28 protein-coding genes are annotated in these 25,380 nt (G+C 60.5%); 20 read left to right on the top strand and 8 right to left on the bottom strand.

Annotated features, from left to right (window positions below):
• The first annotated feature begins 28 nt into the window (after positions 1-28).
• From JZY08_RS04095 to rplI, 5 genes are all read left to right on the top strand, one after another.
• Entirely contained in the window at positions 29-1,072 is a 1,044-nt protein-coding gene (locus JZY08_RS04095) for an aldo/keto reductase (RefSeq protein WP_216331082.1), read from the top strand.
• A 291-nt stretch (positions 1,073-1,363) separates the two neighbouring features.
• A complete protein-coding gene (gene rpsF, locus JZY08_RS04090) occupies positions 1,364-1,825 on the top strand; it encodes a 30S ribosomal protein S6 (RefSeq protein ID WP_003496829.1) in 462 nt (153 codons plus the stop codon).
• A gap of 13 nt (positions 1,826-1,838) precedes the next feature.
• Entirely contained in the window at positions 1,839-2,087 is a 249-nt protein-coding gene (rpsR, locus tag JZY08_RS04085) for a 30S ribosomal protein S18 (protein WP_003496832.1), read from the top strand.
• Positions 2,088-2,271: 184 nt separating this feature from the next.
• Positions 2,272-3,246, top strand: a complete 975-nt coding sequence (locus tag JZY08_RS04080) for a DUF2232 domain-containing protein (RefSeq protein WP_082184055.1) — start codon at positions 2,272-2,274, stop codon at positions 3,244-3,246.
• Positions 3,247-3,260: 14 nt separating this feature from the next.
• Entirely contained in the window at positions 3,261-3,836 is a 576-nt protein-coding gene (rplI, locus tag JZY08_RS04075) for a 50S ribosomal protein L9 (RefSeq protein WP_003512362.1), read from the top strand.
• 266 nt (positions 3,837-4,102) lie between these two features.
• On the opposite strand, the gene JZY08_RS04070 is transcribed toward rplI, so the two are convergent.
• From JZY08_RS04070 to JZY08_RS04055, 4 genes are read right to left on the bottom strand one after another with little or no spacing between them, the layout of a single operon-like run.
• A complete protein-coding gene (locus tag JZY08_RS04070; RefSeq protein ID WP_216331081.1) occupies positions 4,103-5,170 on the bottom strand; it encodes an HlyD family secretion protein in 1,068 nt (355 codons plus the stop codon).
• 19 nt (positions 5,171-5,189) lie between these two features.
• Positions 5,190-6,941, bottom strand: coding sequence for an MFS transporter (locus tag JZY08_RS04065; protein WP_216331080.1), 1,752 nt, complete (start codon positions 6,939-6,941; stop codon positions 5,190-5,192).
• Positions 6,938-7,393, bottom strand: a complete 456-nt coding sequence (locus tag JZY08_RS04060; protein WP_082184054.1) for a MarR family winged helix-turn-helix transcriptional regulator — start codon at positions 7,391-7,393, stop codon at positions 6,938-6,940. Before JZY08_RS04060 ends, JZY08_RS04065 begins: the two co-directional genes overlap by 4 nt.
• A 40-nt stretch (positions 7,394-7,433) precedes the next feature.
• Positions 7,434-7,646, bottom strand: a complete 213-nt coding sequence (locus JZY08_RS04055; RefSeq protein ID WP_216331079.1) for a hypothetical protein — start codon at positions 7,644-7,646, stop codon at positions 7,434-7,436.
• 57 nt (positions 7,647-7,703) lie between these two features.
• Here JZY08_RS04055 and JZY08_RS04050 point away from each other — a divergent pair, with 57 nt between their 5' ends.
• Positions 7,704-9,200, top strand: coding sequence for a replicative DNA helicase (locus tag JZY08_RS04050; protein WP_035217974.1), 1,497 nt, complete (start codon positions 7,704-7,706; stop codon positions 9,198-9,200).
• A gap of 101 nt (positions 9,201-9,301) precedes the next feature.
• On the opposite strand, the gene JZY08_RS04045 is transcribed toward JZY08_RS04050, so the two are convergent.
• The 3 genes from JZY08_RS04045 to JZY08_RS04035 form a co-directional block, all read right to left on the bottom strand.
• Complete coding sequence (locus tag JZY08_RS04045) at positions 9,302-9,604, bottom strand: AzlD family protein (RefSeq protein ID WP_082184053.1); 303 nt, start codon at positions 9,602-9,604, stop codon at positions 9,302-9,304.
• Positions 9,601-10,305 (bottom strand): AzlC family ABC transporter permease, encoded by a 705-nt coding sequence (locus tag JZY08_RS04040; RefSeq protein WP_216331078.1) that lies wholly within the window; start codon positions 10,303-10,305, stop codon positions 9,601-9,603. Before JZY08_RS04040 ends, JZY08_RS04045 begins: the two co-directional genes overlap by 4 nt.
• An 80-nt stretch (positions 10,306-10,385) precedes the next feature.
• Positions 10,386-11,243, bottom strand: a complete 858-nt coding sequence (locus JZY08_RS04035; RefSeq protein WP_216331077.1) for an AraC family transcriptional regulator — start codon at positions 11,241-11,243, stop codon at positions 10,386-10,388.
• 86 nt (positions 11,244-11,329) lie between these two features.
• Between JZY08_RS04035 and alr the strand changes: the two genes are divergently transcribed.
• From alr to rarD, 14 genes are all read left to right on the top strand, one after another.
• The gene (gene alr / locus JZY08_RS04030) at positions 11,330-12,505 is read left to right on the top strand and encodes an alanine racemase (RefSeq protein WP_216331076.1); all 1,176 of its coding nucleotides are present in this window, start codon (positions 11,330-11,332) and stop codon (positions 12,503-12,505) included.
• Positions 12,506-12,570: 65 nt separating this feature from the next.
• Positions 12,571-12,840: a type II toxin-antitoxin system ParD family antitoxin gene (locus JZY08_RS04025; protein WP_082184051.1), complete on the top strand. Its 270-nt coding sequence runs from the start codon at positions 12,571-12,573 to the stop codon at positions 12,838-12,840.
• Positions 12,806-13,147, top strand: coding sequence for a type II toxin-antitoxin system RelE/ParE family toxin (locus JZY08_RS04020; protein ID WP_246231166.1), 342 nt, complete (start codon positions 12,806-12,808; stop codon positions 13,145-13,147). The genes JZY08_RS04025 and JZY08_RS04020 overlap by 35 nt, the downstream gene beginning before the upstream one ends.
• A 6-nt stretch (positions 13,148-13,153) precedes the next feature.
• Complete coding sequence (gene radA / locus JZY08_RS04015; RefSeq protein WP_216331075.1) at positions 13,154-14,560, top strand: DNA repair protein RadA; 1,407 nt, start codon at positions 13,154-13,156, stop codon at positions 14,558-14,560.
• Between the two features lie 89 nt (positions 14,561-14,649).
• Positions 14,650-15,237, top strand: coding sequence for a CvpA family protein (locus tag JZY08_RS04010; protein ID WP_003496865.1), 588 nt, complete (start codon positions 14,650-14,652; stop codon positions 15,235-15,237).
• 138 nt (positions 15,238-15,375) lie between these two features.
• Positions 15,376-16,884, top strand: a complete 1,509-nt coding sequence (gene purF, locus JZY08_RS04005; protein ID WP_003496866.1) for an amidophosphoribosyltransferase — start codon at positions 15,376-15,378, stop codon at positions 16,882-16,884.
• A gap of 149 nt (positions 16,885-17,033) precedes the next feature.
• The gene (locus tag JZY08_RS04000; protein WP_137037384.1) at positions 17,034-17,774 is read left to right on the top strand and encodes an SDR family NAD(P)-dependent oxidoreductase; all 741 of its coding nucleotides are present in this window, start codon (positions 17,034-17,036) and stop codon (positions 17,772-17,774) included.
• 212 nt (positions 17,775-17,986) lie between these two features.
• Positions 17,987-19,372 (top strand): cysteine--tRNA ligase, encoded by a 1,386-nt coding sequence (cysS, locus tag JZY08_RS03995; RefSeq protein ID WP_216331074.1) that lies wholly within the window; start codon positions 17,987-17,989, stop codon positions 19,370-19,372.
• Between the two features lie 312 nt (positions 19,373-19,684).
• Positions 19,685-19,993, top strand: coding sequence for an endonuclease domain-containing protein (locus JZY08_RS03990; RefSeq protein ID WP_253204049.1), 309 nt, complete (start codon positions 19,685-19,687; stop codon positions 19,991-19,993).
• The gene (locus JZY08_RS03985) at positions 19,990-20,463 is read left to right on the top strand and encodes a GFA family protein (protein WP_082184045.1); all 474 of its coding nucleotides are present in this window, start codon (positions 19,990-19,992) and stop codon (positions 20,461-20,463) included. Before JZY08_RS03990 ends, JZY08_RS03985 begins: the two co-directional genes overlap by 4 nt.
• The gene (locus JZY08_RS03980) at positions 20,463-20,927 is read left to right on the top strand and encodes a GFA family protein (protein WP_216331502.1); all 465 of its coding nucleotides are present in this window, start codon (positions 20,463-20,465) and stop codon (positions 20,925-20,927) included. The genes JZY08_RS03985 and JZY08_RS03980 overlap by 1 nt, the downstream gene beginning before the upstream one ends.
• Positions 20,924-21,409, top strand: coding sequence for a GFA family protein (locus JZY08_RS03975; protein ID WP_216331072.1), 486 nt, complete (start codon positions 20,924-20,926; stop codon positions 21,407-21,409). Before JZY08_RS03980 ends, JZY08_RS03975 begins: the two co-directional genes overlap by 4 nt.
• Complete coding sequence (gene pip / locus JZY08_RS03970) at positions 21,406-22,362, top strand: prolyl aminopeptidase (protein WP_216331071.1); 957 nt, start codon at positions 21,406-21,408, stop codon at positions 22,360-22,362. Before JZY08_RS03975 ends, pip begins: the two co-directional genes overlap by 4 nt.
• Positions 22,363-22,578: 216 nt before the next feature.
• Positions 22,579-23,487, top strand: a complete 909-nt coding sequence (rarD, locus tag JZY08_RS03965) for an EamA family transporter RarD (protein ID WP_216331070.1) — start codon at positions 22,579-22,581, stop codon at positions 23,485-23,487.
• A gap of 97 nt (positions 23,488-23,584) precedes the next feature.
• Here the strand turns inward: rarD and JZY08_RS03960 are convergent, their stop codons facing one another.
• On the bottom strand, positions 23,585-25,345 hold the full coding sequence (locus JZY08_RS03960) for a penicillin-binding protein 2 (protein ID WP_216331069.1): 1,761 nt from the start codon (positions 25,343-25,345) through the stop codon (positions 23,585-23,587).
• Positions 25,346-25,380: the final 35 nt, after the last annotated feature.

Genomic DNA, 25,380 nt, shown 5'->3' with positions numbered 1-25,380 from the left:
ACATCTCGCCAAGTACCGGGACATTTCCATGAAACAGAGACTATTGGGCCGCACGGGTATTTCCGTGTCCGAAATTTGCCTTGGCACGATGACGTGGGGCACGCAGAACACCGAAGCCGACGCGCATGCGCAGATGGATTACGCCGTTGAGAACGGTGTCAATTTCTTCGATACCGCCGAACTTTACCCCACCACGCCGGTTTCCGCCGAAACCCAGGGGCGCACCGAAGACTATATCGGCACATGGTTCGAAAAGACCGGCAAGCGCGACCAGATCGTGCTCGCCACCAAGGTTGCCGGCTCCGGTCGCGACTATATTCGCGGCGGCCGCGATATCGACGCCGCAGCCATTCGCGAGGCGGTGGACACCAGCCTCAATCGCCTGAAGACGGATTACATCGATCTCTATCAGGTCCACTGGCCGAACCGCGGCACCTATCATTTCCGCGGCGCCTGGAGCTTCGACGCTTCGGGTCAGGAAAAGCAGCGCACGCTCGCCGAAATCACCGAGAAGCTCGAGACGCTCGGCGAACTGGTGAAAGCCGGCAAGATCCGCGCCATCGGCCTTTCCAATGAGAGCGCCTGGGGCACCCAGAAATATATCGACATCGCCGAGGCCCACGGCCTGCCGCGTGTCGCCACCATCCAGAACGAATATAACCTGCTCTATCGCAGCTTCGATCTCGACATGGCGGAAGTCGCCCATCACGAAGATGTCGGCCTGCTGGCCTACTCGCCGCTCGCGGCGGGGCTGCTTACCGGCAAGTATCAGGACGGCGCGCGCCCGGCCGGTTCGCGCGCCACCATCAACAAGGACCTCGGCGGCCGCCTGCAGCCGCTTCAGGAAGCGCCGGTCAAGGCCTATCTGGAGCTTGCCGCGCAACACGGTGTGGATCCGGCAAAGCTCGCCATCGCATTTTGCCTCACGCGTCCCTTCATGGCCTCCGTCATCATCGGTGCAACCACGATCGAACAGCTGAAGACCGATATTGCGGCCGCCGATGTGGCACTGTCGGAAGAGGTGCTGAAGGGCATCGCCGCGATCCATCGGCAATATCCGATGCCGATCTGACACGATCACGGCGCGCTTTTTCGTCCCTTGCCCTTGCATTCCGGGCAAAATTGCGTATAAGCGCGCTGTTCACAACACCCGGTCCAATTGGCTGGTGGCTGAACGGAGGGCTGGTTTCGGTAACGAAACAGCAGGAACCATAAGGTTTTTCCGGCCTCCCGTGTCTCCGCTCTCGACCGTCTCGAACAACGCTTTTCTTGCTTTAAGGCTTTACCGCCTACCCAAGAGCAGTCGTTGAGGCTTAGCGCCGTTGCCGGGTGAAGGACGAAACGCAAGAAAGGCAAAGCTTAAATGGCTCTTTACGAACACATCTTCCTTGCCCGGCAGGATATTTCTGCCCAGCAGGTCGACGCACTTGTCGAGCAGTACAAGGGCGTTATCGAATCGTTCGGCGGTAAAGTCGGACGCGTCGAGAACTGGGGTCTGAAGTCCCTCACCTACCGCATCAAGAAGAACCGCAAGGCTCACTACGCTCTCATGGACATCGACGCTCCGGCGGCTGCAGTTCATGAAGTCGAGCGCCAGATGCGCATCAACGAAGACGTTCTTCGCTACATGACCATCGCCGTCGAAGCCCACGAAGAAGGCCCGTCCGCGATGATGCAGAAGCGCGACCGTGACGACCGTCCGCGCCGCGATGGCGACCGTCCGGACCGTGGCCCGCGTGAAGATCGTGGCCCCCGCGCACCGCGCGAAGGTGGCTTCGGCGACCGCGAAGACCGTCCGCGCCGTCCGCGCGAAGACCGTGCATAAGGAGAATTGACCAATGGCTGATACATCCTCTTCCCAGGCACGCCGCCCGTTCCACCGCCGTCGCAAGACGTGCCCCTTCTCCGGCGCAAACGCTCCGAAGATCGACTACAAGGACGTTCGCCTCCTGCAGCGCTACATTTCCGAGCGCGGCAAGATCGTTCCTTCCCGCATCACGGCCGTTTCCCAGAAGAAGCAGCGCGAACTCGCCCAGGCGATCAAGCGCGCCCGTTTCCTCGGCCTGCTGCCTTACGTCGTAGCGTAATGAATTGAAGCGAGGCTGCGTTTCGGCGCGGCCTCGTTTTCTCTAAAGCAACTGACTTTTAATCAGTAGGTTGCGAGTTCAGATCCTTCCGCGTTGGGCGCGGATCGATACCATAAAACCCATGTTGGGGATGAGGCTCTCAGGAGCGATCCTCTAACTGCTTTAGTTTCAGCAGGACAGCGAAGTGCAAAAGTTGAACCAGACAGTGCTGATCACCGGCGTTCTCGCCGGCATATGCGCCGCGTTTCTAACGCTTGGCGCAACGGCACAGTCGTCCTTTTCCTTCCTGCTCTACGCCGGTTCGGCCATGCCCATCTTCATCGCCGGCATGGGCTGGGGCAATCGCGCCGCCATTGTTGCAATCATCACCACGGCCATCATCGGCGCTCTTGTCATCTCGCCGCTTTTCGCGCTGACCATCGCGATCTTCACGCTGATCCCGGCCGGCTGGCTTTCGCATCTCGCCAATCTCGCACGCCCGGCCTCCGAACTTGGCGGCCCGGATGATCTTCTTGCCTGGTATCCGCTCTCCGGCATCATCCTGCATCTTTGCCTTCTGGTTGCGGTTGCCGTCGTCATTCTTGGCTGGATGATCGGTTACGGCCCTGATCTCGTCGCGCGCATGGTCGACCTGATGATGACCTCGGTGCAGAACCGCGAGCCGCTGTTCGAACCCAATGCCGAGGCGCTCGCCCAGACAAAATCGCTGCTGGTGCTGATGCTGCCGATCGTTCAGGGCGGCCTGTGGGTCATCCTTTTGTTCGCGGCTTATTATTTCGCGACCCGGTTGGTCGGTTCCTTCGGCAAGGGCCTTCGCCCGCGTGAGGACATTGCTTCCGCGCTGCGCATGCACCGCAACGCGATCTTCATTTTTCTTGGCGGTATCGTCGCCATGTTCTTCGGTGGCGTCGCCGCCATGGTTGGCGCAGTCGTCTGCGGCACCTTTGGCGCGGGCTTCCTGATGGCTGGTTATGCCTCGCTGCATAAACGCGCGCGTGGAAAAGACTGGCGTCTGCCGGTTCTCATCCTCGCCTATCTTTCAGCGGTCTTCGTCTTTCCGCTGTTCATCATTCTCGTGCTCGGCTTGAGCGACGTGCGCAGCACGATCTCGCTGACGCCTGCACGGAAAACCGACAATACGAACGAAACCAACACATAGAAAGGATCAAGAAGATGGACGTTATTCTTCTCGAACGCATCAACAAGCTCGGCCAGATGGGCGAAACCGTAAAGGTTCGCGACGGTTACGCACGTAACTTCCTGCTGCCGCAGGGCAAGGCGCTGCGCGCCAACGCCGCCAACAAGACCCGTTTCGAAACCGAGCGCGCAACGCTTGAAGCCCGTAACCTCGAGCGCAAGTCGGAAGCCCAGAAGGTTGCCGAAGCACTCGAAGGCAAGTCCTTCATCGTCGTCCGTTCGGCTGGCGAAACCGGTCAGCTGTACGGTTCTGTTGCTGCCCGCGACGTCGTCGAAATCCTCGGCGCAGAAGGCTTCAACATCGGCCGCAACCAGGTTGAACTGAACACGCCGATCAAGACCATCGGCCTGCACAACGTCACCCTGCACCTGCACGCCGAAGTCGAGCTTCAGGTCGAGCTGAACGTTGCCCGTTCCGCCGAAGAAGCCGAGCGTCAGTCCAAGGGCGAAAGCCTCACCTCCGCCGACGCCATCTACGGCGTTGACGAAGACGCCCTGCGCCCGGAAGACTTCTTCGATCCGGAAGCTGACGGCAACGACGACGACGAATAAGATCTGGCCTAGCGGCCATAAGGAAAACCCCGGGTGGAAACATCCGGGGTTTTTTGTTGGGTTGTGTTCGCGGGAAGGTTTACCCCCCTCTGCCCTGCCGGGCATCTCCCCCACAAGGGGGGAGATCGGCAAGAGGCGCTGTCACCACTTCATTCGCAACTATTGAGATGGGCGAGACCCAACCGCGAGTCGATCTCCCCCCTTGTGGGGGAGATGTCCGGCAGGACAGAGGGGGGTCCTCCCTCTCCGCACACTCCCAAGCAAGACTACTTCGCCGCCGTCTCCGCCGCCTCCGGCGCGATGCTCTTGTCCAGGTGCACGACCACCGACATGCCCGGCGACAGATCCGCCACCAGCGGCTGATCGGGATCGATCGAGATGCGCACGCCGACACGCTGGGCGATCTTCACGAAATTGCCTGTCGCATTGTCGGGTTTGATGACGGCGAATTCCGACCCCGTGGCGGGCGAGAACCGCTCGACGCGGCCGTTGAGCTTGCGGCGATGCAGCGCATCCACCGAGATCGTCACCGGCTGGCCGACCTGCATGCCGGAAAGCTGGGTCTCCTTGAAATTGGCGATGACCCAGACATCATGCGGCACGACCGCCATCAATTGCGTCCCTGCCGTGACATATTGACCGGTGCGCACGCTGACTTCGCCGAGCCTGCCGTCGACCGGCGCATGAATCTCGGTATTGTCGAGATCGATCTTCGCGAGTTCGACGGCGGCCTCAGCATTGGCGACTGCCGCCTGCAGGGAGCTGCGGTTGACGATGATCGTCTGCAGATCTTGCCGCGAGACCTCGAGGGCCGCTTTCGCCTGCGACAGGGATGCGTGCGCCTTTTCAAGAGCGGCATGCGCCTCTTCCTGAAGGCTTGAGGTGCCGACGCCGCTCTTGATGAGATTATCCTGCCGGTCGGATGCAAGCTGCGCCTGCTTCAGAGAGGCCTCAGCGGCATCGACTGCCGCCTGGCTGGAAAGGATATTGGCATTGGCGGCGTTTTCCTGCTGACGGGAATTATCGAGCGCCGCCTTCTGCGTATCGAGCGTGGCTTCCGCCTGCGCCTGTTTCTGGCGGTAGATGCGGTCATCGATCTTTGCCAGCAAGGTGCCCTTCTTGACCTCCTGATAGTCCTTGACCGGCACGTCGACGACATAACCGCTGACCTGCGGGCTCATGGTCGTGACGTAACCGCGCACGAAGGCGTTGTCGGTCATTTCGACCGTGGAGAGGAACGGCGGCAGCCGCCAGGCGTAAAGCACCAGTGCGACGCCGGCGAGGCCGCCGAGCAGCACGAGAATGGAAACGGGGGTAAAAAACTTCTTCAGCATTTTATCACTCTTGGAAGGTTCAAGACTGTTGTGCCGGTGCGGCATCGACATTGTCCCTCAGGAGGAACGGGCGGATGCGCAGCCATGCAAGGTGGATCAAAAGCGCGACGAGCGCCAGCGCCGAAACAACGGAGATCAGCAGGAACGTATCATTATAGGCGAGCACATAGGCCTCCTTGCTGACCTGCTGGCCGAGAAGGGAAAGCCCCTCGGCCTTCAGCAGCGCCGGGTCGGTAATGACATGGCTGTAGGCGCCGGAAAGCTGGGATACGCGCTGGGCGACCACGGGATTGGTGAGCAGGACATTTTCCACCAGTATATTGGAATGGAATTTTTCGCGCAGCGTCACGAAGCTACCAAGCAGACCGGTCATCAGCATCGAACCCGTGATCTGGGTGAACAGGAAGATGGTGATGAAATTCACCAGATAGGGTGCGCCTCTGGCAAGTGCTGCGGCAAAACCCTTGGACATGACGGGCGGCAGGAACATGGCCGCGCCGAAGGCAATCATCATCTGGCTGAGATACATTTCGCCCGGCCGCGTCAGATTTGTTGACTGGCTGTCCATGAACGAGCCGGCGGCGATCAGCGCCAGCGCAATCACATGCGCCGTATCCACGTATTTCGTCAGCATCAGCCAGGCGCAGGCCGCACCGCCAAGCACCGTCGCCAGCAACACCAGCGCATAAAGCGTCGTCGTCTGGTCGTTCAGCAGGCCAAGCTGCTGGTAGAAGCTGACCGCCGTTGAGGATTGTTCGGAAGAAACCGCGCGATAAACGAGCAGCACCGCGATAATATGCAGGTTGGTTTTCGAAAAAATCCAGCGCAGGTCGAGTAGCGGGTTTTTGCGCGGCAATTCGATGAAGGCCATCAGCGTCAGGAGCGCGATCGACGTTGCCAGAAGCACGCCCAGCCACCATGTCTCGAACCACCAATAGAACCGGCCAAGGGTGAGCATGACGGCAAGGCAGCCGAGACCGCCCGCAAACAGCAGATAGCTCAGAATATCCATGCGCTCGATGACTTTCGCACGCGGCGGCGGCGTGACTTTCAGGACATAGATCATCGCGAAGGAGATCAGCGCAAACCCCACCTCCATGGAATAGAGCGCGTTCCAGCCATCGATTTCCAAAAGAGAGGGCGAAACGATGCGGGCGATGGGTGCCGACAGCAAGGTGCCGGTCAGCGCGATGCTGAAACCGAGCGAGAATTTCCGCGCGGGCGGAAAGGCTTCCAGAATGTAGAGAAAGCCGAGCGACGAAATCGGCGCGGCGGCCATGCCGCTGACGAAGCGGATGACGATGGCCGAATGCAGGTCCGTCACGAAGAGGTTGAGGCAGGAAGCAACCACAAAGGCGATGATCGAGAGTTCGGCAAAGGGCCGCAGGCCATATTGCGCCCTGATCTTGAAGAGAGCGATGGAAAACGTGGCATAGGGCGCCATATAGGCGGCGGAGAGCCATGCCACTTCCGCCACCGTTGCGGAAAACTCGCCCTGAAGCTGGTAGATATTGGCCATGACGAGGTTCATGCCCAGGCCCTGGGTGATGAAGAAAGACAGGCCCGCGAAGATGAAGCACAGCCGCAGCCACACTGGTCGTTCCACCGGTTGCGGTGCAGCGGGAGCGGCGGCTTCCGGCGCGGTCTCGCCTGTGTCTGCTCCACGCGCCGGTGCGCTGGCTTCCTCTTTCGGAAGGTCGGCCTGTTTCACGGCCGGCTCGGCGTTTTCGGAAGCGGCCTTCTCTGTTGTCTGCGGCAACACGGTGCTCACGATTGCACCCTCCCGGCCGCCAGATTTTGCAGGTTGGCCGAAAGCCGGCGCATGACATCAAGCGCCATTGCGAGTTCCTGCGAGGAAATATCGGCAGCGATTTCCGAACGCAGCGATTTTGCCACCGCCTGCACCGTCTGCGAGGTTTTCTCTCCTTCCGCCGTCATATGGATGCGTTTGGCACGGCGGTCGTTTTCGTCGGAGCGGCGTTCGATGAGGTTCTGTTTCTCCATGCCGTCCAGCACGCGCACCAGCGTGGGCGTTTCGATTTCCATTTCCTCGGCTAGTTCAGTCTGGGTCAAAGGCCCGCGCCGCGACAGGGCAAAAAGCGCACGCGCACGCGCCAGCGTCAGGCCGCTTTCCCCTACCCTCGCGTCGAAAAACGCGCGCAGTTTGCGGGTAAAAGCGGAGACTTCATCGAGGAGCTGTTCCTTGTCGGTCTCGCGGGACATATCAGTCAGCCTTATAATTAGCACACTACTTATTTTCTGCCTATTTATTCGGAAGCCTGACGATTTTCAAGTTTCTTTCATGCCGGGTCTGCCATGCGGTAAACTCATGGCAGCGAATCACGTTGCCGGGAAATTCCGGCACCACGTTCCCACCCGCCTGTGGATTGCTGGGGACAACTGAAGATGTGATCCAGCTTTTCAGAACGGACGTCAGCCTGCCGTATAGTGTTGCAACAATATCATTGACTGCCATGCCCCAGGAAGCCAAACCCGAGGTTTAAGGACAAGGCAAAGGGAGATCGCGCAAACCATGAACGACGCTGTGAGAAAGATCACCCCCGCGCAGCCGGCGGAGCCGCACTACCGCGAAGCGCCCAACAACATCGAGGCCGAACAGGCGCTGCTCGGCGCCATCCTCGTCAATAATGACGCCTATTACCGCGTGTCGGACTTTTTGAAGCCCGTGCATCTTTACGAACCCCTGCACCGGAAGATTTTCGAGGTGGCGGGCGATATCATCCGCATGGGCAAAACCGCCAATCCGGTGACGATCAAGACCTTCCTGCCGGCCGACGACAAGATCGGCGACCTGACGGTGGCGCAATATCTCGCGCGTCTTGCGGCGGAAGCCGTCTCCATCATCAACGCGGAAGATTACGGCCGCGCGATTTACGATCTGGCGCTGCGTCGCGCGCTGATCCAGATCGGCGAGGATGTCGTCAACATCGCCTATGACGCGCCGCTCGACATGCCGCCGCAGGCACAGATCGAAGACACCGAGCGCCGCCTGTTCGAACTGGCGGAAACCGGCCGTTACGATGGCGGCTTCCAGTCGTTCAACGACGCAGTGGCGCTGGCGATCGACATGGCGGGGGCTGCCTTCGAGCGCGACGGCAATCTCTCCGGCATCTCCACCGGCATTCATTCGCTCGACGCCCGCATGGGCGGTCTGCAGCGTTCCGACCTTATCGTTCTTGCCGGTCGTCCGGGTATGGGCAAGACATCGCTTGCCACCAACATCGCCTATAACATCGCGGCGTCCTACGATCAGGAAGTCCAGCCCGATGGTTCGTTCAAGGCGAAAAACGGCGGCGTCGTCGGTTTCTACTCCCTCGAAATGTCGTCCGAACAGCTGGCGACCCGTATCATTTCCGAGCAGACGGAAGTGTCTTCCTCGAAAATCCGTCGCGGTGACATTACCGAGGCCGATTTCGAAAAGCTCGTCGCCTGCTCCCAGATGATGCAGAAAGTGCCGCTTTATATCGACCAGACCGGTGGTATCTCCATCGCCCAGCTTTCCGCCCGCGCCCGCCGCCTGAAGCGCCAGCGCGGCCTCGATGTTCTTGTCGTGGACTATATTCAGCTGATGACCGGCGGCGGCAAGGGCGGCGAAAACCGCGTGCAGGAAATCACCCAGATCACCACGGGCCTGAAGGCGCTGGGCAAGGAACTCAATGTTCCCATCATCGCGCTGTCACAGCTCTCCCGTGCGGTGGAAAGCCGAGAGGACAAGCGCCCACAGCTTTCCGACCTGCGTGAATCGGGCTCCATCGAGCAGGACGCCGACGTGGTGCTGTTCGTGTTCCGTGAGGAATATTATGTGAAAAACATGGAGCCGCGTGACCCCGGCGATGTGAAATATGCCGAATGGGAAGCACATTTCGACCGGGTGAAGGGCACGGCTGATGTCATCATCGCCAAGCAGCGCCACGGACCGACCGGCACGGTAAAGCTCGCCTTCCAGTCCGAATTCACCCGCTTTGCGGATTTGGCCGACCCGAGCTTCAGCCAGTACGAAGAGCATTGAGCCGATCGAAGTCATGAGGGCGAACGGTTTTCGCCCTCATCTTCCGCCTCACATTCGGAATGAAACGGGCGGAGTCTTTTCAGGGTCTTGACGGGATTGTCTCACAATCCGATTCCGCGCAGCAGCGCCACGCACGCCACGCCGAGTGTTGCGGCCGGCAGGAGGCTGAGGCGGAGTGCCGCGACTGCCGTCACCGCGCAGGCGATGGTTTCGGCCAGTCCGCTCGCAAGCGCCGTCGGCGTGACGACGGCCATCAGAACGGCGGGCGGAACCACGCCAAGCGCCTTCTTCAGGCGCGGCGTCAGGGTGAAATGATTGACCAGCAGCAGACCGCCGAGCCGTGTGGCGACGGTTGCCGCCATCATGGCGAGGATCGCCAGCAGCGTATTTTGATCGAGCGTCATGCCGGCTGCTCCGCCTGATCTTCATGACCGAAGGCCGCAGCGGCAAGCCCTGCCAGCGCGCCGGCGGCAATATACCAGGCGCCCGGAACCAGCGCGTGGGTGAGATAAGCAGCAGAAGCACTCGCCAGAAGCACGAAGCCGGTTTCCCTGCCCTTCCAGAACCCCATCAGCAACACGATGAAGACGGCCGGGAAGGCGAAATCCAGACCGATGACCGACATGTCTCCCATGACGGAGCCGAGCAGCGCGCCTGCCAGAGTGGCGAGGTTCCAGACGAGGTAGATCGACAGTGCAGCACCCGCGAAGAAAGCCGCCGTCAGCCTGCCAGCGATGACCCGAAACTCCGACAGCGCCCAGGATTCATCGGTCAAAACCAGCATCGCCGCATATTTTCGCCATCCGGTAAAATCATCCAGCTTGCCGGCAATGGAGGCGCTCATCAGTACATGGCGCAGATTGACCAGCAGGGCTGCGAAACCGAGCGCGCTCCAGCTTGCCGGATGCATCCACAAATCCATTGCCACGAATTGCGAGCCGCCGGCAAAAACCAGCAGCGACATCAACGAGGCTTCCAGCGGCGACAGGCCCTTGCCGACCGCGACTGCCCCGAACACCACGCCAATCGGCACCATGGCCACCAGCAGCGGGGCGGCAGCCCTCAACCCCGCGCCGAATTCCGCGCGCTTTTCCAATACGGACATCGCATTCTCCCTTGCAGAACAGTGCGATTACGCCCGACAAGCCCCCCGGTCTTGAATGAAAGTGACATTGCGCGGAAAAATCACGCCGAACGGAATTGCCCGGGCGTGACGCCGGTGCGCGCCTTGAAATGCCGGGTAAAATGCGCCTGATCGGCAAAACCGCACAAGGCCGCCACTTCGGCCGGCGTCTCACCCGCACGCAGAAGGCGGCGCGCCTGCCGGATGCGCACATCCGTCAGATAGGCGTGCGGGGTGATGTGAAACTCCTTGCGGAAGGCGCGTATGAGGTGGGCGCGGCTGAGACCGGCTATCGATGCCAGTTCCTCAAGACCGATATCGGTCTCGTAATTGTCCGCGAGATAGTCCCGGGCGGCATAGACCGCCGTTTTCTCGCGGGTTTCGACCGGCAGAATGATGGCGCTGCCGTGCCTGCCGAACAGGGCCGCAAGCACCGAGAACATGCCCTCATCCGCCTCCAGAGCGCCGGACTTGGCCTCCAGCCGCCGATGCGCCATCTGGAAAGCAATAGCCATCTGCGGATCGCGTGGCAGAAACCGTGGAAAGGACGGCGTGCCGTGAAAGGCCCTGCCCGTTACATCCTCGATAATATCGCGCAGCAGCGCCGCATCGGGATAGATCATGCGGTAACGATAACCGCCGCCGCCCGGCGCACCATCGTGAATTTCATCCGGGTTGATAAGGTAAAGATGCCCCGGCCCTGTCTGCTCGGTGGTGCCCTGAATGGTGGAAATCTGCGAACCGCTTTCGATCGCGCCGATCGAGAAGGTGTCGTGCGCATGCGGGGAATATTCATGGGTCAGGAATGTGGCGCTCAGACATTCCATGCCGCCAAAACGCCCGTCGCGCCAGAAACGGGTCGTTTCCGTCGCGGCAATGGGCATGACGTCTATGGCCTGTTCCTGCGAAACATTGTGCATAGAAGGAGTTTAAAGCATTCGGTCATTACCGTCTTGAACAAAAGTGCTAGGGTCCGAACCGGTTCCAAATCAACCGGACGCATGGCATGACAGACGACTTCGAAGACAGCTTTCCCGAAAACGAAACCGACGCTTTCGAGCAAGCGCCGCTGAGGCTTACCGTCGATCTCGGCGCGCTCGCCGACAATTGGCGCGACATGAAGAAGCGCTCCGGCAAGGCGCGGACGGCGGCTGTCGTGAAAGCGGATGCCTACGGGCTTGGTATCGAGGATTGCGGCGCGACGCTTTACCATGCCGGCGCACGCGACTTCTTCGTGGCGACGGTGTCCGAGGGTGCGACTCTCCGTTCCTATGCACCGGAGGCGCGCATTTTCGTGCTATCAGGCATCTGGCAGGGCCAGGAGCGTCAGGTCTTCGACAATGATCTGGTTCCGGTTCTGGCCTCAGAGGAGCAGCTTTCCTTCTGGATGGCGACAGTGGCCGAGCGGGGCGACCACCCCTGCGCTTTGCATGTGGATACCGGCTTCAACCGGCTCGGACTGCCGCTGGACGATGCGCTGTTTCTGGCCGACGACGTGACGCGGCCGGCGAGTTTCGATCCGGTTCTGGTACTGTCGCATCTCGCCTGCGCCGACACGCCGTCTTCGCCGATGAACAGGGTCCAGCTCGAATCATTCCGCAGGGTTAGCGCTGCTTTCGAAGGTATCGAATCAAGCCTTTCGGCTTCGGCAGGCATATTTCTGGGCAACGAATATCATTTCGACCTCACCCGCCCCGGCATCGCGCTTTATGGCGGCGAAGCGGTCAATGACGTGACAAACCCGATGCGGCCCGTCGCCAAGGCCGAAGCGCGGATCATCCAGCTTCGCGAGGCTGGTGAAGGCCAGACCGTGAGTTATGGCGGCACCTATTTGCTGAAACGGGCGAGCCGCCTTGCCATCGCTTCCGTCGGTTATGCGGACGGATATCAGCGGTCGCTTTCTGGTTCCGGCATTCCCCTGCGCGAAATGGGCCACGGCGGCGCCTATGGCGTCGTCAACGGCCACAAGGTGCCGGTAGCCGGCCGCGTCACCATGGACCTCACCATTTTCGACGTCACGGATATTCCGGCCAATGCCATCCGTGCCGGCGACTATATCGAGCTTTTCGGTCCCAATGTGCCTGTCGACGAGACCGCGCGGGCGGCCGGCACCATCGGTTACGAGATGCTGACGGGGCTTGGCCTGCGTTACGAGCGGCAATATCTGATGGCCGATGACTAAGCCTCGCCTTTAGCCCTTGGAAAGCCGATGCCACCTGTGCTAAAAGAGAACAAAAGGAGATCGAAATGCCCGAAATCCATTTGAGCGAGCAGGACGAGAAGTTCATCGAAGAACAGGTGGCGGCGGGCATCTACAGCGATGCGGACGCGGTTATTCATGCGAGCCTGCAATTGTTGAGCAGTGATGAAGGCAAGAGAGCCGCCCTTAAATTGCTGATACAGGAGGGCATTGATGATGCGGAAGCCGGACGGGTTCACCGTTATGCCTCCCAGGACGACTTTCTGAGCGATATCAAACGCATTGCTGCGCAACAAAAAACGGGGATCGATCATTAAGATTCGAATCCCTGTATGGACCACCAGGGCGAGGCGCGATCTCGTTGACGATCATGCCTATATCGAGACTGAAAATCCCCTTGCTGCGGATCGCCTCGTTCTTGATATCTACAATAAAATCGAATCGACGGCGGCACTTGGTTTGACCGGCGTTTCAAGAAGCGGATACGGCGTTGGGATTCGCAGTATTGCGCACCGGGAGCGCGTGATTTTCTTTCGTGTCAGCGATAGCGAGCTTACCGTCATGCGCGTGCTTCACGGCCACCAAGAAATCTCCGCCGACCATTTCAAACAAGAAGAAAACTGACACAAGATGGCCAAAGCCAAGACCCAATTTGTGTGCCAGAACTGCGGCACGGTTCACACCCGCTGGGCGGGAAAATGCGAAGGCTGCGGCGAGTGGAACACCATCGTCGAGGAAGACCCGATGGGCGGCATCGGTTCCGGCCCCGGCAAGACGCCCAAGAAGGGTCGGCCTGTCACGCTCACCTCGCTTTCCGGCGAGATCGAGGAAGCGCCGCGCATTCCGACCGGCATCAGCGAACTCGACCGGGCGACCGGCGGCGGCTTTGTGCGCGGTTCGGCGGTCTTGATCGGCGGCGATCCGGGTATCGGCAAATCCACCCTGCTTATGCAGGCGGCCGCTGCCCTTTCGAGGCGCGGACACCGCATCATCTATGTTTCGGGTGAAGAGGCGGTGGCGCAGGTGCGCCTGCGCGCCCAGCGCCTTGGTGCAGCCGAGACCGATGTGCTGCTGGCCGCCGAAACCAATGTCGAGGATATCCTCGCAACGGTTTCCGAGGGCAAGCGGCCCGATCTCGTCATCATCGATTCCATCCAGACGCTGTGGAGCGACACGGCCGATTCCGCCCCCGGCACGGTGACGCAGGTGCGCACCGGCGTGCAGGCGATGATCCGGTTTGCCAAGCAGACCGGCGCGACCATGGTGCTTGTGGGCCACGTGACCAAGGAAGGCCAGATCGCCGGTCCGCGCGTGGTGGAGCACATGGTCGACGCCGTGCTGTATTTCGAAGGCGATCGCGGTCACCACTACCGCATTCTCCGTACCGTCAAGAACCGCTTCGGACCGACGGACGAGATCGGGGTGTTCGAAATGTCAGACAAGGGATTGCGTGAGGTTTCCAACCCTTCCGAACTGTTTCTGGGCGAGCGCAACGAAAAATCGCCGGGCGCCGCCGTTTTTGCCGGCATGGAAGGCACGCGCCCCATTCTGGTTGAGGTGCAGGCGCTGGTCGCCGCCACCTCGCTCGGCACGCCGCGCCGCGCCGTGGTCGGCTGGGACAGTTCGCGGCTTGCGATGATCCTTGCCGTGCTGGAGGCCCATTGCGGGGTGAAGCTCGGTCAGCACGATGTTTACCTGAATGTCGCCGGTGGTTACAGAATTTCTGAGCCGGCTGCTGATATGGCGATCGCGTCTGCGCTGGTTTCCTCGCTGGCCGGTCTTGCCCTGCCCGCCGATTGCGTCTATTTCGGCGAAGTCAGCCTGTCGGGCGCGGTGCGGCCGGTCTCGCACACGGGCCAGCGATTGAAAGAAGCTGAGAAACTCGGCTTTTCCGCCGCACTTCTGCCTTCCGCTTCGGCTGAATTGCCGAAGGGCGGCAAGGGGCGCTGGACGGAAATTGAAAGCCTGCCAGACCTCGTGGCGCGCATCGCCGGCTCCGGCAACCGGTTCAAACAGGTTGAGGACGACGAATATTGATCCTTTCGCCAAGGGAAACAGTGGTGTAAGAGGATCGCAAAATTGGCAAGGCAGCGTCTGACAAGGCGTCGCACCTCCGGAGTTGGTATATGCCCATTACAATTTTCGACGGCATCGTCATCGCCGTTGTTCTTTTCTCCGCCATTCTCGCGATGGTACGCGGCTTTTCCCGCGAGATTCTGTCGATCGCGAGCTGGGCCGGTTCGGTCGCCGCCGCCTATTATCTTTATCCGGTCCTGCTGCCCTATGCGCGCAACTATACCGATGACGACAAGATCGCCATTGCCGGCTCGGCGGGCGTGGTCTTCCTCGTCTCGCTGATCGTCATCTCTTTCATCACCTCGCGCATTGCCGATTTCATCATCGACAGCCGCATCGGCGCGCTGGATCGCACGCTTGGTTTCCTGTTCGGCGCGGCGCGCGGCATTCTGCTGCTTGTTGTCGCGGTCGCCTTCTGGAACTGGCTGGTGGATGTGAAGACGCAGCCGGAATGGGTAACGCAGGCCAAGTCCAAGCCTTTCCTGGATGGTTTGGTGGGCAAGCTGGAGGCGGTTCTGCCTGACGATATCGAACCGCAGATCCGCGCCCGCATTCTCGGAAAGCCACAGGAACCGACAGCTGCGCAGGCGCCAGCGGAAGATGCACCGGCGACAAATCCGCCGGCAACGAATAATTGACACGAGGGTGCGCCTTGCAATGCATGCAAGGCGCGCTATTTGTGCTAAATATCAAGCACGACACAGACAGGCCGACCGGGAGACAAGCTCACCGGAGAGGTCTTTCGTTTTTCTCGGTAGAGAGCAAGGGCAAGCCGGATGATTGAGCCGCTTTCGCATTCCAAGTTCCATGGGGCCACTTTCAAGGAAGAGATCGACGGCGACACGTTGCACGAAGAGTGCGGCGTTTTCGGCATTCTCGGTCATGCCGACGCCTCGGCGCTGACCGCTCTCGGCCTGCATGCGCTGCAGCATCGCGGCCAGGAAGCGGCGGGCATCGTCTCTTTCGACGGCAAACGCTTCCACCAGGAACGCCATATGGGCCTCGTTGGCGATCATTATACGGATCCGGCAACCCTTGCCCGCCTGCCCGGCTCCATCGCGATTGGCCACACCCGTTATTCCACGACCGGCGAAGTGGCGATGCGCAACGTGCAGCCGCTGTTTGCCGAACTGGAAGAAGGCGGCATTTCCATTGCCCATAACGGCAATTTCACCAATGGCCTGACGCTTCGCCGCCAGATCATCGCCACCGGCGCCATCTGTCAGTCGACCTCCGATACCGAAGTCGTGCTGCACCTCATCGCCCGCTCGCGCCACTCTTCCACCGCCGATCGCTTCATCGACGCCATCCGGCAGATGGAAGGCGGCTATTCGATGCTGGCAATGACGCGCACCAAGCTGATTGCCGCCCGCGACCCGATCGGCATCCGCCCGCTGGTCATGGGCGAGCTTGATGGCAAGCCGATCTTCTGCTCGGAAACCTGCGCTCTCGATATCATCGGCGCGAAATTCGTGCGTGATGTTGAAAACGGCGAAGTCATCATCTGCGAGATCCAGCCGGATGGTTCGATCACCATCGATGCGCGCAAGCCCTCGAAGCCGCAGCCGGAGCGTCTCTGCCTGTTCGAATATGTCTATTTCGCCCGTCCCGATTCCGTTGTCGGCGGCCGCAACGTCTATACGACGCGCAAGAACATGGGCATGAACCTGGCCAAGGAAGCGCCGCTGGAAGCCGATGTGGTGGTTCCGGTTCCCGATGGCGGCACGCCGGCAGCACTTGGTTTTGCGCAGGAAAGCGGTATTCCCTTCGAATACGGCATCATCCGCAACCACTATGTCGGGCGCACCTTCATCGAGCCGACGCAGCAGATCCGCGCTTTCGGCGTCAAGCTCAAGCATTCCGCCAACCGGGCGATGATTGAAGGCAAACGCGTGGTGCTGGTGGATGATTCCATCGTGCGCGGCACGACCTCGGTGAAGATCGTGCAGATGATCCGCGAGGCGGGAGCCAAGGAAGTGCATATCCGCGTTGCCAGCCCGATGATCTTCCATCCGGATTTCTACGGCATCGACACGCCGGATGCCGACAAGCTGCTCGCCAACCAATATGCCGATGTGGACGCCATGGCAAAATTCATCGGCGCCGATTCGCTGGCCTTCCTGTCGATCGACGGGCTTTACCGCGCCGTCGGCGGCGAAAACCGCAACCATGCGCGGCCGCAATTCACGGACCATTATTTCACCGGCGACTACCCGACCCGCCTTCTCGATCAGAACGGCGAGTCGATGGGCAGCAAGATTTCCATGCTGGCCAGCAACGGCTGATAGTCCGGACGAACAAGCGGCCACCGGCCTCCGGTGGCCGCTTTTTTCTTGCCTGCGATTGAAACTGTGCCCGCTGCGGCATTTTGATTGCTTGCGGTTGGCGCCAGTCGTTTCATAAAAGGAACGGAATCAATTTCGGAGGGGGCAACATGACCATCAATCTCAAGGGCAGGATCGCGCTCGTCACCGGTGCTTCGCGGGGCATCGGTTATTTCACGGCGCTGGAACTTGCCAAGGCCGGTGCGCATGTCATCGCCTGCGCGCGCACGGTGGGCGGTCTGGAAGAGCTGGACGACGCCATCAAGGCTGTCGGCGGCACCGCCACCCTCGTCCCTTTCGATCTCTCCGACATGAACGCCATCGATGCACTGGGCGCCAATATTTTCGAACGCTGGGGCAAGCTCGATATTCTGGTCGCCAATGCCGGCGTGCTCGGCGTCATCTCGCCGGTCGGCCATATCGAGGCGAAAGTCTTTGAACGGGTCATGACCATCAATGTCACCGCCACATGGCGGCTGATCCGCTCTGTCGAGCCGCTGCTGATGAAATCTGATGCGGGCCGTGCGCTGATCCTATCGTCGGGGGCCGCCCATAGCTGTCGTCCCTTCTGGGGCGTCTACTCCACCTCCAAAGCCGCCGTCGAAGCGCTTGCCCGCACCTGGGCTGCGGAAACCCAGAAGAGCGCGCTTCGCGTCAACAGCATCAATCCCGGTGCGACACGCACGGCCATGCGTGCGCAGGCCATGCCCGGCGAAGACCCGGCCACCGTGCCGCATCCATCAGAGGTGGCCGCCGCGATCCTCCCCCTCGCCTCACCCGAGCTGACCGAAACCGGCAAGCTCTTCGTGGTGCGCGACAGGAAATTCGTGGATTATCGCCAGCCGGAATAGGCTTTTGGTCAAGGCAGTTCTGGCACCCGCGAGAAACGCTTGACCGCGCAGGGCCGGCGCGCCATAAGGCAAGGCATGAAAACAACGATCTGCACCTGCTGCTGAATAAATTTTGCTGGTTCGCCACCGGCCAGATCGTTTTCGTCTTCCCGCAAGGTCCAACAGACAAACGGTCCGGTCAGGACAATTGACTGCCTCTAGGGAACACCCGCATGTCCTTGCGCCTGAAATTTCACAATACACTCACACGCGAAAAGTCGGAATTTGCGCCGATCGACGCAGATAATGTGCGCATGTATGTCTGCGGACCAACGGTTTACGATTTCGCCCATATCGGCAATGCGCGCCCGGTCATCGTTTTTGATGTTCTTTTCCGGCTGCTGCGCCACGTCTATGGCGAAAACCATGTGACCTATGCCCGCAACATCACCGATCTCGACGACAAGATCAACGCGCGGGCGTTGCGCGACTATCCGCATCTGCCGCTGAACGACGCCATCCATGCGGTGACGAAAAAGACCGCCGACCAGTTCCATGAGGATGTGGCCACGCTCGGCTGCCTTCCGCCGACCGTCGAACCGCGCGCCACCGACTACATCGCGGAAATGATCGACCTCATCGAGAAGCTGATCGCCCGCGGCCATGCCTATACGGCGGGCGGCGAGGTGCTGTTCGATACCCGCTCGATGGCCGATTACGGCCAGCTCTCCAAACGCCCGCTGGACGAGCAGCAGGCGGGTGCGCGCGTGGCGGTGGAAGCCCACAAGAAGAACCCGGGCGATTTCGTGCTGTGGAAACTTTCCTCGGACAATGAGCCGGGCTGGGAAAGCCCCTGGGGCCGCGGCCGTCCGGGCTGGCACATCGAATGCTCGGCCATGGCCGGTCGCTACCTCGGCGAGGTCTTCGACATTCACGGCGGCGGGCTCGATCTCATCTTCCCGCACCATGAGAACGAAATCGCGCAATCCCGTTGCGCCCATGGCACGCATGTCATGGCCAATGTGTGGATGCACAACGGCTTCGTGCAGGTGGAAGGCCGCAAGATGTCGAAGTCCGAGGGCAACTTCGTGACCATCTACGAATTGCTGCACACGGAGAAATTCGGCGGCCGCCAATGGCCGGGCGAAGTTCTTCGCCTGGCGATGCTGATGACGCATTATCGCGAGCCGATCGATTTTTCGGTGAAGCGGCTGGAAGAGGCCGAACGCCTGCTGGCCAAGTGGCCGGCGGCGGAAGCCTCCGATTCTGCACCGGACGACACCGTGCTCGAAGCGCTTGCCGACGATCTCAATACCGTTGCCGCCGTGCAGGCGCTGCACGCGCTGGCGCACGCCGCCAATTCCGATCCAACTCGCCTGCCAGCCTTTGCGGCCAGCGCCGCCCTGCTCGGCGTGCTGCCGAAAAAAGCGGAAATGGACGAGGCCATCGTTTCGGCGGTCGATGCGCTGGTGCAGCTGCGCCTTGAAATGTTGAAGGCGAAGAACTTTGCGGAGGCGGATCGTTTGCGCGACGAGCTTTCCGAGAAGGGCATTCAGCTGAAGGATGGCAAGGACAAGGAAACCGGCGAGCGGACGACGACTTGGGAGTTGAAGCGGTAGGGGCCTCGTCTGCGGCATACCCCCCTCTGCCCTGCCGGGCATCTCCCCCTCAAGGGGGGAGATCAGCCAGAAGCACTACCTCAACTTCACTTTTAAGCGTCGAGATGGGCAAGGCCGAGCCACAGATCGATCTCCCCCCTTGAGGGGGAGATGCCCGGCAGGGCAGAGGGGGGGTGAGCCCCACGACGCGCCCTTGCTTTCGACCACGCCATGTTCCAATCTCGCCGCACCCCATCAAGCCGCGAGCATCCCGTGCCCCACGCCAAGGTCAATCCTCAACATCGGTCACACGCCCGGCGGATGCGGAAGGCTATGACCGATGCAGAACTGAAGTTCTGGAACGCCGTCCGCGCTCACCGCCTAGACGGCATGTCTTTCAGACGCCAGCTGCCGGTCGCCGGATATATCGTTGATTTCGCTTGCCCCTCGCATAAGATCATTATCGAACTGGACGGGTTTCAGCACGCGGGCGACGTTGCGGCAGCCTATGACCAGCAGAGAACACGGACGTTTGAGGAACTGGGCTGGACAGTCCTCCGTTTCTGGAACGAGGATATCCTCAGAGACATCGACAATGTCTGTCTCCACATTATCCGAACGGCGAAGGAGGACCGACCATGACGACATATACCGGCGGATGCCAGTGCGGCGCGATCCGTTTCCGTGCAACCGGCGACCTGAAAGACAGTTCCATCTGTCACTGCCGCATGTGCCAGAAGGCTTTCGGGGCCTATTATGCGCCGCTGGTCTCCGTACGCGACGTTGAATTCGAATGGACGCGCGGTGAGCCGAAACGCTTCCAGTCCTCCAGCGTCGTCAAGCGCGGTTTCTGCCCCGAATGCGGAACGCCGCTGACTTATGAAGCGCCTGACGGTGTGGCGGTGGCGGCCGGGGCCTTTGACGATCCCGCTGCGCTGCCGCCGACCATCCAGTGGGGCGTGGAGCGCAAGATCGATTTCGTCGACACGCTTCACACGCTGCCTGCCGTTGCCACCGAAGACGACCTGACGCAGGTGGATTACCTCGCCGATCTCGTTTCCTATCAACATCCCGATCACGACACTGAAAACTGGCCACCGGAGAACAGATGATGAGCGAAGCGGGATTTTCCGGCGGTTGCCAGTGCGGCGCCGTGCGTTTCCATGCGGGCAAGCTCGGCCGGGCCTCCATCTGCCATTGCCGAATGTGCCAGAAACATTTCGGCAATTTCTTCGGCGCGCTGGTCAGCGCCGATCAGGCGCATCTGACCTGGACGCGCGGCCAGCCGTCCCTCTTCCGCTCCTCGGGAAAAATCCATCGCGGTTTCTGCAACAAATGCGGCACGCCGCTGACCTATCATTATCCCGGCGGCGTGGAGATCGCCATCGGCGCCTTCGATGAACCCGAGCGGATCGAGCCGCAGGTGCAGGTCAATTTCCATAAGCGCATGCCGTGGATCGAGCAGCTGTTCGGCAAACCGGCCGTGGAACAGGGCGTGGACGAGGCCGAAATCACCTCCTATCAGCACCCGGATCACGACACGCAGGTCTGGCCGCCGGAAGACGGTCGCGCATGAGCGAAACCGAGGGTTTCAGCGGCGGATGCCAGTGCGGCGCGGTGCGTTATCGGATAGGAGGCGGTCTTCGTTATCCGCATCTGCGCCATTGTCGCATGTGCCAGAAGGCATCGGGCAATTATTTCATGCCACTTGCCGCAAGTACGCTTACGCAGTTTGAAATGACCCGTGGCGAAGCAGCGTGGTTCCAGTCGTCCGATCACGTGCGCCGCGGTTTTTGCGGACGCTGCGGCACGCCGCTGTTCTACGACATGCCGGATGCCGATTTCATCAACATCACCCTCGGTTCGCTGGATGAGCCGCAGCGGGTGAGACCCGAGGCGCAATCCAATCTCGCCGGCAAGATGCACTGGTTCGGCGCACTCGATGGCTTGCCGGTCGAGCCGGAACCTGCAACGGATAGCCCTCCCCCTCGGGTGAACAATTGCCAGCACCCGGACCATGATACGGCCGAATGGCCAGCGAAGGATGATGACCCATGACCGAAGAACTGCGCGGCTTTTACCCGGAGATCGAACCCTTCGAGACCGGCATGCTTGATGTCGGTGATGGCCACACGATCTATTGGGAAAGGGTAGGCACACGGGGTGGAAAACCGGCGGTATTCCTGCATGGCGGCCCGGGCGGCGGGGTGAACCCCACACATCGGCGCGTCTTCGATCCGGCACTTTACGACGTCATCCTGTTCGATCAGCGCGGCTGCGGTCGCTCCACGCCGCATGCGGAGCTTGAAGCCAACACCACATGGCATCTCGTTGCCGATATCGAAAGGCTGCGCGAACTCTGCGGCTTCGAAAAATGGCTGGTTTTCGGCGGCTCATGGGGTTCGACGCTGGCGCTCGCCTATGCCGAGACCCATCCGGACCGCGTCAACGAACTGGTTCTGCGCGGCATCTACACCGTCACCAAGCCGGAGCTGGACTGGTACTACCAGTTCGGCGTCTCCGAAATGTATCCCGACCGCTGGGAAAACTTCATCGCGCCGATTCCCGAGGCCGAGCGCGGCGAGATGATGCAGGCCTATAATCGCTATCTCACCGGTAAGGACGAGGCAAAGAAGCTGGAATGCGCCAAGGCATGGAGCCAGTGGGAAGGCGCAACCATCGCGCTCGTGACAGATCCGGAGCGCGTCGAGGATTTCGGCGAGGACAAATATGCCATCGCGTTTGCGCGCATCGAGAACCACTTCTTCGTCAATGGCGGCTGGCTGGAAAAAGGGCAATTGCTGCGCGATGCCGGCAAACTCCGGGATATTCCCGGTGTCATCGTGCATGGACGTTACGACATGCCCTGCCCGCTGAAATATGCCTGGCAGCTGGCCAAGGCCTGGCCGAAGGCCGATTTCCATATCGTCGAGGCCGCCGGACATGCCATGAGCGAACCCGGCATTCTTGACCAGCTGATCCGCGCAAACGATCGGTTCGCAGGGAAATAATCAGCTCTTTCAGTAGCTTGGAACGGTCGGATGAGACAATGATTCATGCGAATTGTCGGGCGTGGATCATCCGGCCGGTCAGGACGCCGCCTGTTTCAACGGCAAAGCGCCTTTTATTCATGCAGTTTTTCTCATGAACCCTTCACGGAAATGAATTGGCTCCCGTCACGCCGATCCGCTATGAAAGAACCATCCGAACAATTTGGCGGTACTCCCATGGCACTCGACAAAACGCTCCCGGCCCAAGAGGGCGGCGACAGCGCGCGCGGTTTTGCTTTCGCGCTTTCCGCATATCTGCTGTGGGGGTTTCTTCCCCTCTACATGAAAGCGGTCGCGCATATTTCGCCGATCGAGGTCATCGTTCACCGCGTCATATGGTCGGTGCCGATCGCAGCAGCGGTACTGATTGCCATCGGCCGGACGGCGGAAATCAGGGCGGCGCTGAAAAACCCGAGAATGCTGGCCATGGCGAGCCTCACGGCCGCTCTCATCAGTATCAATTGGGGCGTCTATATCTGGTCGATTGGCGCCGGACGTGCGCTCGATGCGGCGCTCGGTTATTTCATCAATCCGCTGTTCAGCATCTTCCTCGGCGCGGTGCTTCTGAAGGAAAAACTTTATCCGGCGCAGATCGCCGCCATCGCTCTGGTAGCGCTTGCGGTCGCAATCCTCACCTGGCATGCTGGCAGCCTGCCGTGGGTTTCCATCGTGCTCACCGTCTCCTGGGGCTTCTACGCCTTCTTCCGCAAGACATTGCCGATTGGTGCAACACAGGGCTTTCTGCTGGAAGTCATGCTGCTGTCCATCCCGGCCGTGCTGGTCATGGCATGGCTGGGCTTCAGTGGACAGGCACATTTCATGGCGGGCAATGCGACGGACACCTGGCTTCTGGTCGCCAGCGGCCTCATCACCGCCGTTCCGCTCATTCTTTACGGCAATGGCGCGAAACTCCTGCGGCTGTCGACCATTGGCATCATGCAATACATCGCACCGACGATGATCTTCCTGATCGCCATTTTCATCTTCAAGGAGCCTTTCGACATGGTGCGGATGGCGGCCTTTGCGATGATCTGGGTGGCGCTGGCGATCTATACCGGTTCGAGCCTGTTGCGGCTCAAGCGGTAAGGAAGTACGTCGAAGTTTCTCTCCCTCATTCCTGTGCTTGTCACAGGAATGAGGGATTCCATCATAGCGCCCCTTGCAGAGGCACAGCACTCCAAGGTCAATAATCCATCAGCAATTCCGGTGCAGCGTCATAACCGAAGCGCGGCTTGACGCCGAGAAGTGCGGCTGTCTGGGTGACGATTTCGCGGATCATCGGTGCCGCGGTGGAGGCTGCCGTGCGGCCGCCGTTCTCACCCGTCTTCGGCGCATCGATCATCGAGAGCACGACATATCTCGGCTTGTGCATCGGAAAGGCGGCAACGAAGCTGTTGAAGTTGATGTCCTTGGCATAACGGCCGTTGATGACCTTCTCGGCGGTGCCGGTCTTGCCGCCCACGTGAAATCCATCGACCTGCGCCCGCCTGCCGGAGCCCTTGATGCCGTTCCAGTTGAAAAGATAACGCATGTCTGCGCTGGTCTTTCCGTTGATGACAGCACGGGAAAGCGCTGCGGCCTCGTCTTTGGAGCGCGACAGGAAGGTCGGCGAAATCAGGTTTCCGCCATTGATGAGCGCTGCGGCGGCAACCGCCGTCTGCAACGGGGTGGTGGCGATGCCGTGCCCGAAGGAAATGGTGACGGAATTGATCTTTTTCCAAGCCCTCGGCTGGGTGGGCGTGGCGACGCCGGGCATCTCGGTTTCCATCCGCGACAGAAGCCCGAGTTTCGTCAGGAACTGCTGATGGCTTTCGACGCCAACCATGTCGGCAACCGCCGCCGTGCCGATATTCGACGAGTATTGAAACACTTCCGGGATTGAAAGCGGGCGGTTCCTGCCCCAGAAATCCTTGATGGTGAAGCCGCCAATGCGGATCGGCCGCGTCGCATCGACCACCGAATTCAGCGTGATCGCGCCTGCATCCAGCCCCATGGCCAGCGTGAAGCTCTTGAAGGTGGAGCCCATCTCGAAGGTGGCGTTGCTCATCCGGTTGAACCAGCCTTTTTCATACTCCCTGTCGATGCTGCCATCGGCAAGGGTGCGGGAGGGTTCGTTCGGATCGTAATCGGGCACTGATGCCATGGCGAGCACTTCGCCCGTTTCCACATCCACGATCACCGCACCCGCCGCTTCCGCCTGATAGTCGGTTTTCGCCTTTACGACGATCTCCCGGACGATGTTCTGCACCCGCAGATCGATCGACAGTTTCACCGGCTCCAGCGCCACGCCGCTCGCCAGACCCGTCGCGCGCAGATCAGCCAGCCCCTGCTGGTCGAGATAACGCTCCATGCCGGCGAGGCCCTGATTATCGACATTGACGTGGCCGATGATATGCGAGGCCGTCGGGCCGCCCGGGTAAAACCGCCGCTTTTCCGGCCGGAAACCAATGCCGGGTATACCGAGGTTCAGGATATCCGCCTGCTGCCGGGGCGTAAGCTGGCGTCGCAGCCACTGGAAACCGCTGTCCATGCGCAATCTGCGATGTGTCTCGCGCCAGTCGAGATTGGGAATGACGGTTGCGAGCTTCTCGACGACTTCATCGGCGTCCACGACCCTGCGCGGATCCGCATAGAGCGACACCATGTTGAGATCGGTCGCCAGCAACCGGCCATTGCGGTCCACAATATCGGGGCGGGATGCGACTGCGGTCGCGCCGCTATTGATCCAGGCGGTCGTGACAGGTTCGGCAAAGCCGTATTGAACAAGGCGCGCGGCAACCACACCATAAAGGACCGCGAAGACCGCGATGAGCAGCCCGAGCCGCATTTTCGCATCGACCCTGCGGCGGGCGGCGGAGCCGAGAATGGCCTCCCTGCTCCGCAGCGGACTTCTTTGAATAATGAAATGCGCCCGGCTTTTTAGCCGCACCACAAAAGCAATCATTTCCGATAACACCCACGCTCTTGGCGGCGAAACAA

The organism is Rhizobium sp. X9, assembly GCF_018873185.1.
Classification (GTDB): Bacteria; Pseudomonadota; Alphaproteobacteria; order Rhizobiales; family Rhizobiaceae; genus Agrobacterium; species Agrobacterium oryzihabitans.
Note: the sequence above shows the minus strand (reverse complement) of the source record. Positions and strands in the feature narration are given on the sequence as shown.

Bases quoted from the DNA above. Each gene is read 5' to 3' on its own strand.
- JZY08_RS04010 (WP_003496865.1), top strand. From the start codon at position 14,650: ATGCCCATTACAATTTTCGACGGCATCGTCATCGCCGTTGTTCTTTTC.
- cysS (WP_216331074.1), top strand. From the start codon at position 17,987: ATGTCCTTGCGCCTGAAATTTCACAATACACTCACACGCGAAAAGTCG.
- rplI (WP_003512362.1), top strand. From the start codon at position 3,261: ATGGACGTTATTCTTCTCGAACGCATCAACAAGCTCGGCCAGATGGGC.
- JZY08_RS03960 (WP_216331069.1), bottom strand. From the start codon at position 25,345: ATGATTGCTTTTGTGGTGCGGCTAAAAAGCCGGGCGCATTTCATTATT.
- purF (WP_003496866.1), top strand. From the start codon at position 15,376: ATGATTGAGCCGCTTTCGCATTCCAAGTTCCATGGGGCCACTTTCAAG.
- rarD (WP_216331070.1), top strand. From the start codon at position 22,579: ATGGCACTCGACAAAACGCTCCCGGCCCAAGAGGGCGGCGACAGCGCG.
- JZY08_RS03985 (WP_082184045.1), top strand. From the start codon at position 19,990: ATGACGACATATACCGGCGGATGCCAGTGCGGCGCGATCCGTTTCCGT.
- JZY08_RS03980 (WP_216331502.1), top strand. From the start codon at position 20,463: ATGAGCGAAGCGGGATTTTCCGGCGGTTGCCAGTGCGGCGCCGTGCGT.
- radA (WP_216331075.1), top strand. From the start codon at position 13,154: ATGGCCAAAGCCAAGACCCAATTTGTGTGCCAGAACTGCGGCACGGTT.
- JZY08_RS03990 (WP_253204049.1), top strand. From the start codon at position 19,685: ATGACCGATGCAGAACTGAAGTTCTGGAACGCCGTCCGCGCTCACCGC.
- JZY08_RS04045 (WP_082184053.1), bottom strand. From the start codon at position 9,604: ATGACGCTCGATCAAAATACGCTGCTGGCGATCCTCGCCATGATGGCG.
- JZY08_RS04050 (WP_035217974.1), top strand. From the start codon at position 7,704: ATGAACGACGCTGTGAGAAAGATCACCCCCGCGCAGCCGGCGGAGCCG.
- JZY08_RS04040 (WP_216331078.1), bottom strand. From the start codon at position 10,305: ATGTCCGTATTGGAAAAGCGCGCGGAATTCGGCGCGGGGTTGAGGGCT.
- JZY08_RS04025 (WP_082184051.1), top strand. From the start codon at position 12,571: ATGCCCGAAATCCATTTGAGCGAGCAGGACGAGAAGTTCATCGAAGAA.
- rpsF (WP_003496829.1), top strand. From the start codon at position 1,364: ATGGCTCTTTACGAACACATCTTCCTTGCCCGGCAGGATATTTCTGCC.
- JZY08_RS04060 (WP_082184054.1), bottom strand. From the start codon at position 7,393: ATGTCCCGCGAGACCGACAAGGAACAGCTCCTCGATGAAGTCTCCGCT.
- JZY08_RS04070 (WP_216331081.1), bottom strand. From the start codon at position 5,170: ATGCTGAAGAAGTTTTTTACCCCCGTTTCCATTCTCGTGCTGCTCGGC.
- pip (WP_216331071.1), top strand. From the start codon at position 21,406: ATGACCGAAGAACTGCGCGGCTTTTACCCGGAGATCGAACCCTTCGAG.
- JZY08_RS04095 (WP_216331082.1), top strand. From the start codon at position 29: ATGAAACAGAGACTATTGGGCCGCACGGGTATTTCCGTGTCCGAAATT.
- JZY08_RS03975 (WP_216331072.1), top strand. From the start codon at position 20,924: ATGAGCGAAACCGAGGGTTTCAGCGGCGGATGCCAGTGCGGCGCGGTG.
- alr (WP_216331076.1), top strand. From the start codon at position 11,330: ATGACAGACGACTTCGAAGACAGCTTTCCCGAAAACGAAACCGACGCT.
- JZY08_RS04035 (WP_216331077.1), bottom strand. From the start codon at position 11,243: ATGCACAATGTTTCGCAGGAACAGGCCATAGACGTCATGCCCATTGCC.
- JZY08_RS04055 (WP_216331079.1), bottom strand. From the start codon at position 7,646: ATGGCAGTCAATGATATTGTTGCAACACTATACGGCAGGCTGACGTCC.
- JZY08_RS04000 (WP_137037384.1), top strand. From the start codon at position 17,034: ATGACCATCAATCTCAAGGGCAGGATCGCGCTCGTCACCGGTGCTTCG.
- rpsR (WP_003496832.1), top strand. From the start codon at position 1,839: ATGGCTGATACATCCTCTTCCCAGGCACGCCGCCCGTTCCACCGCCGT.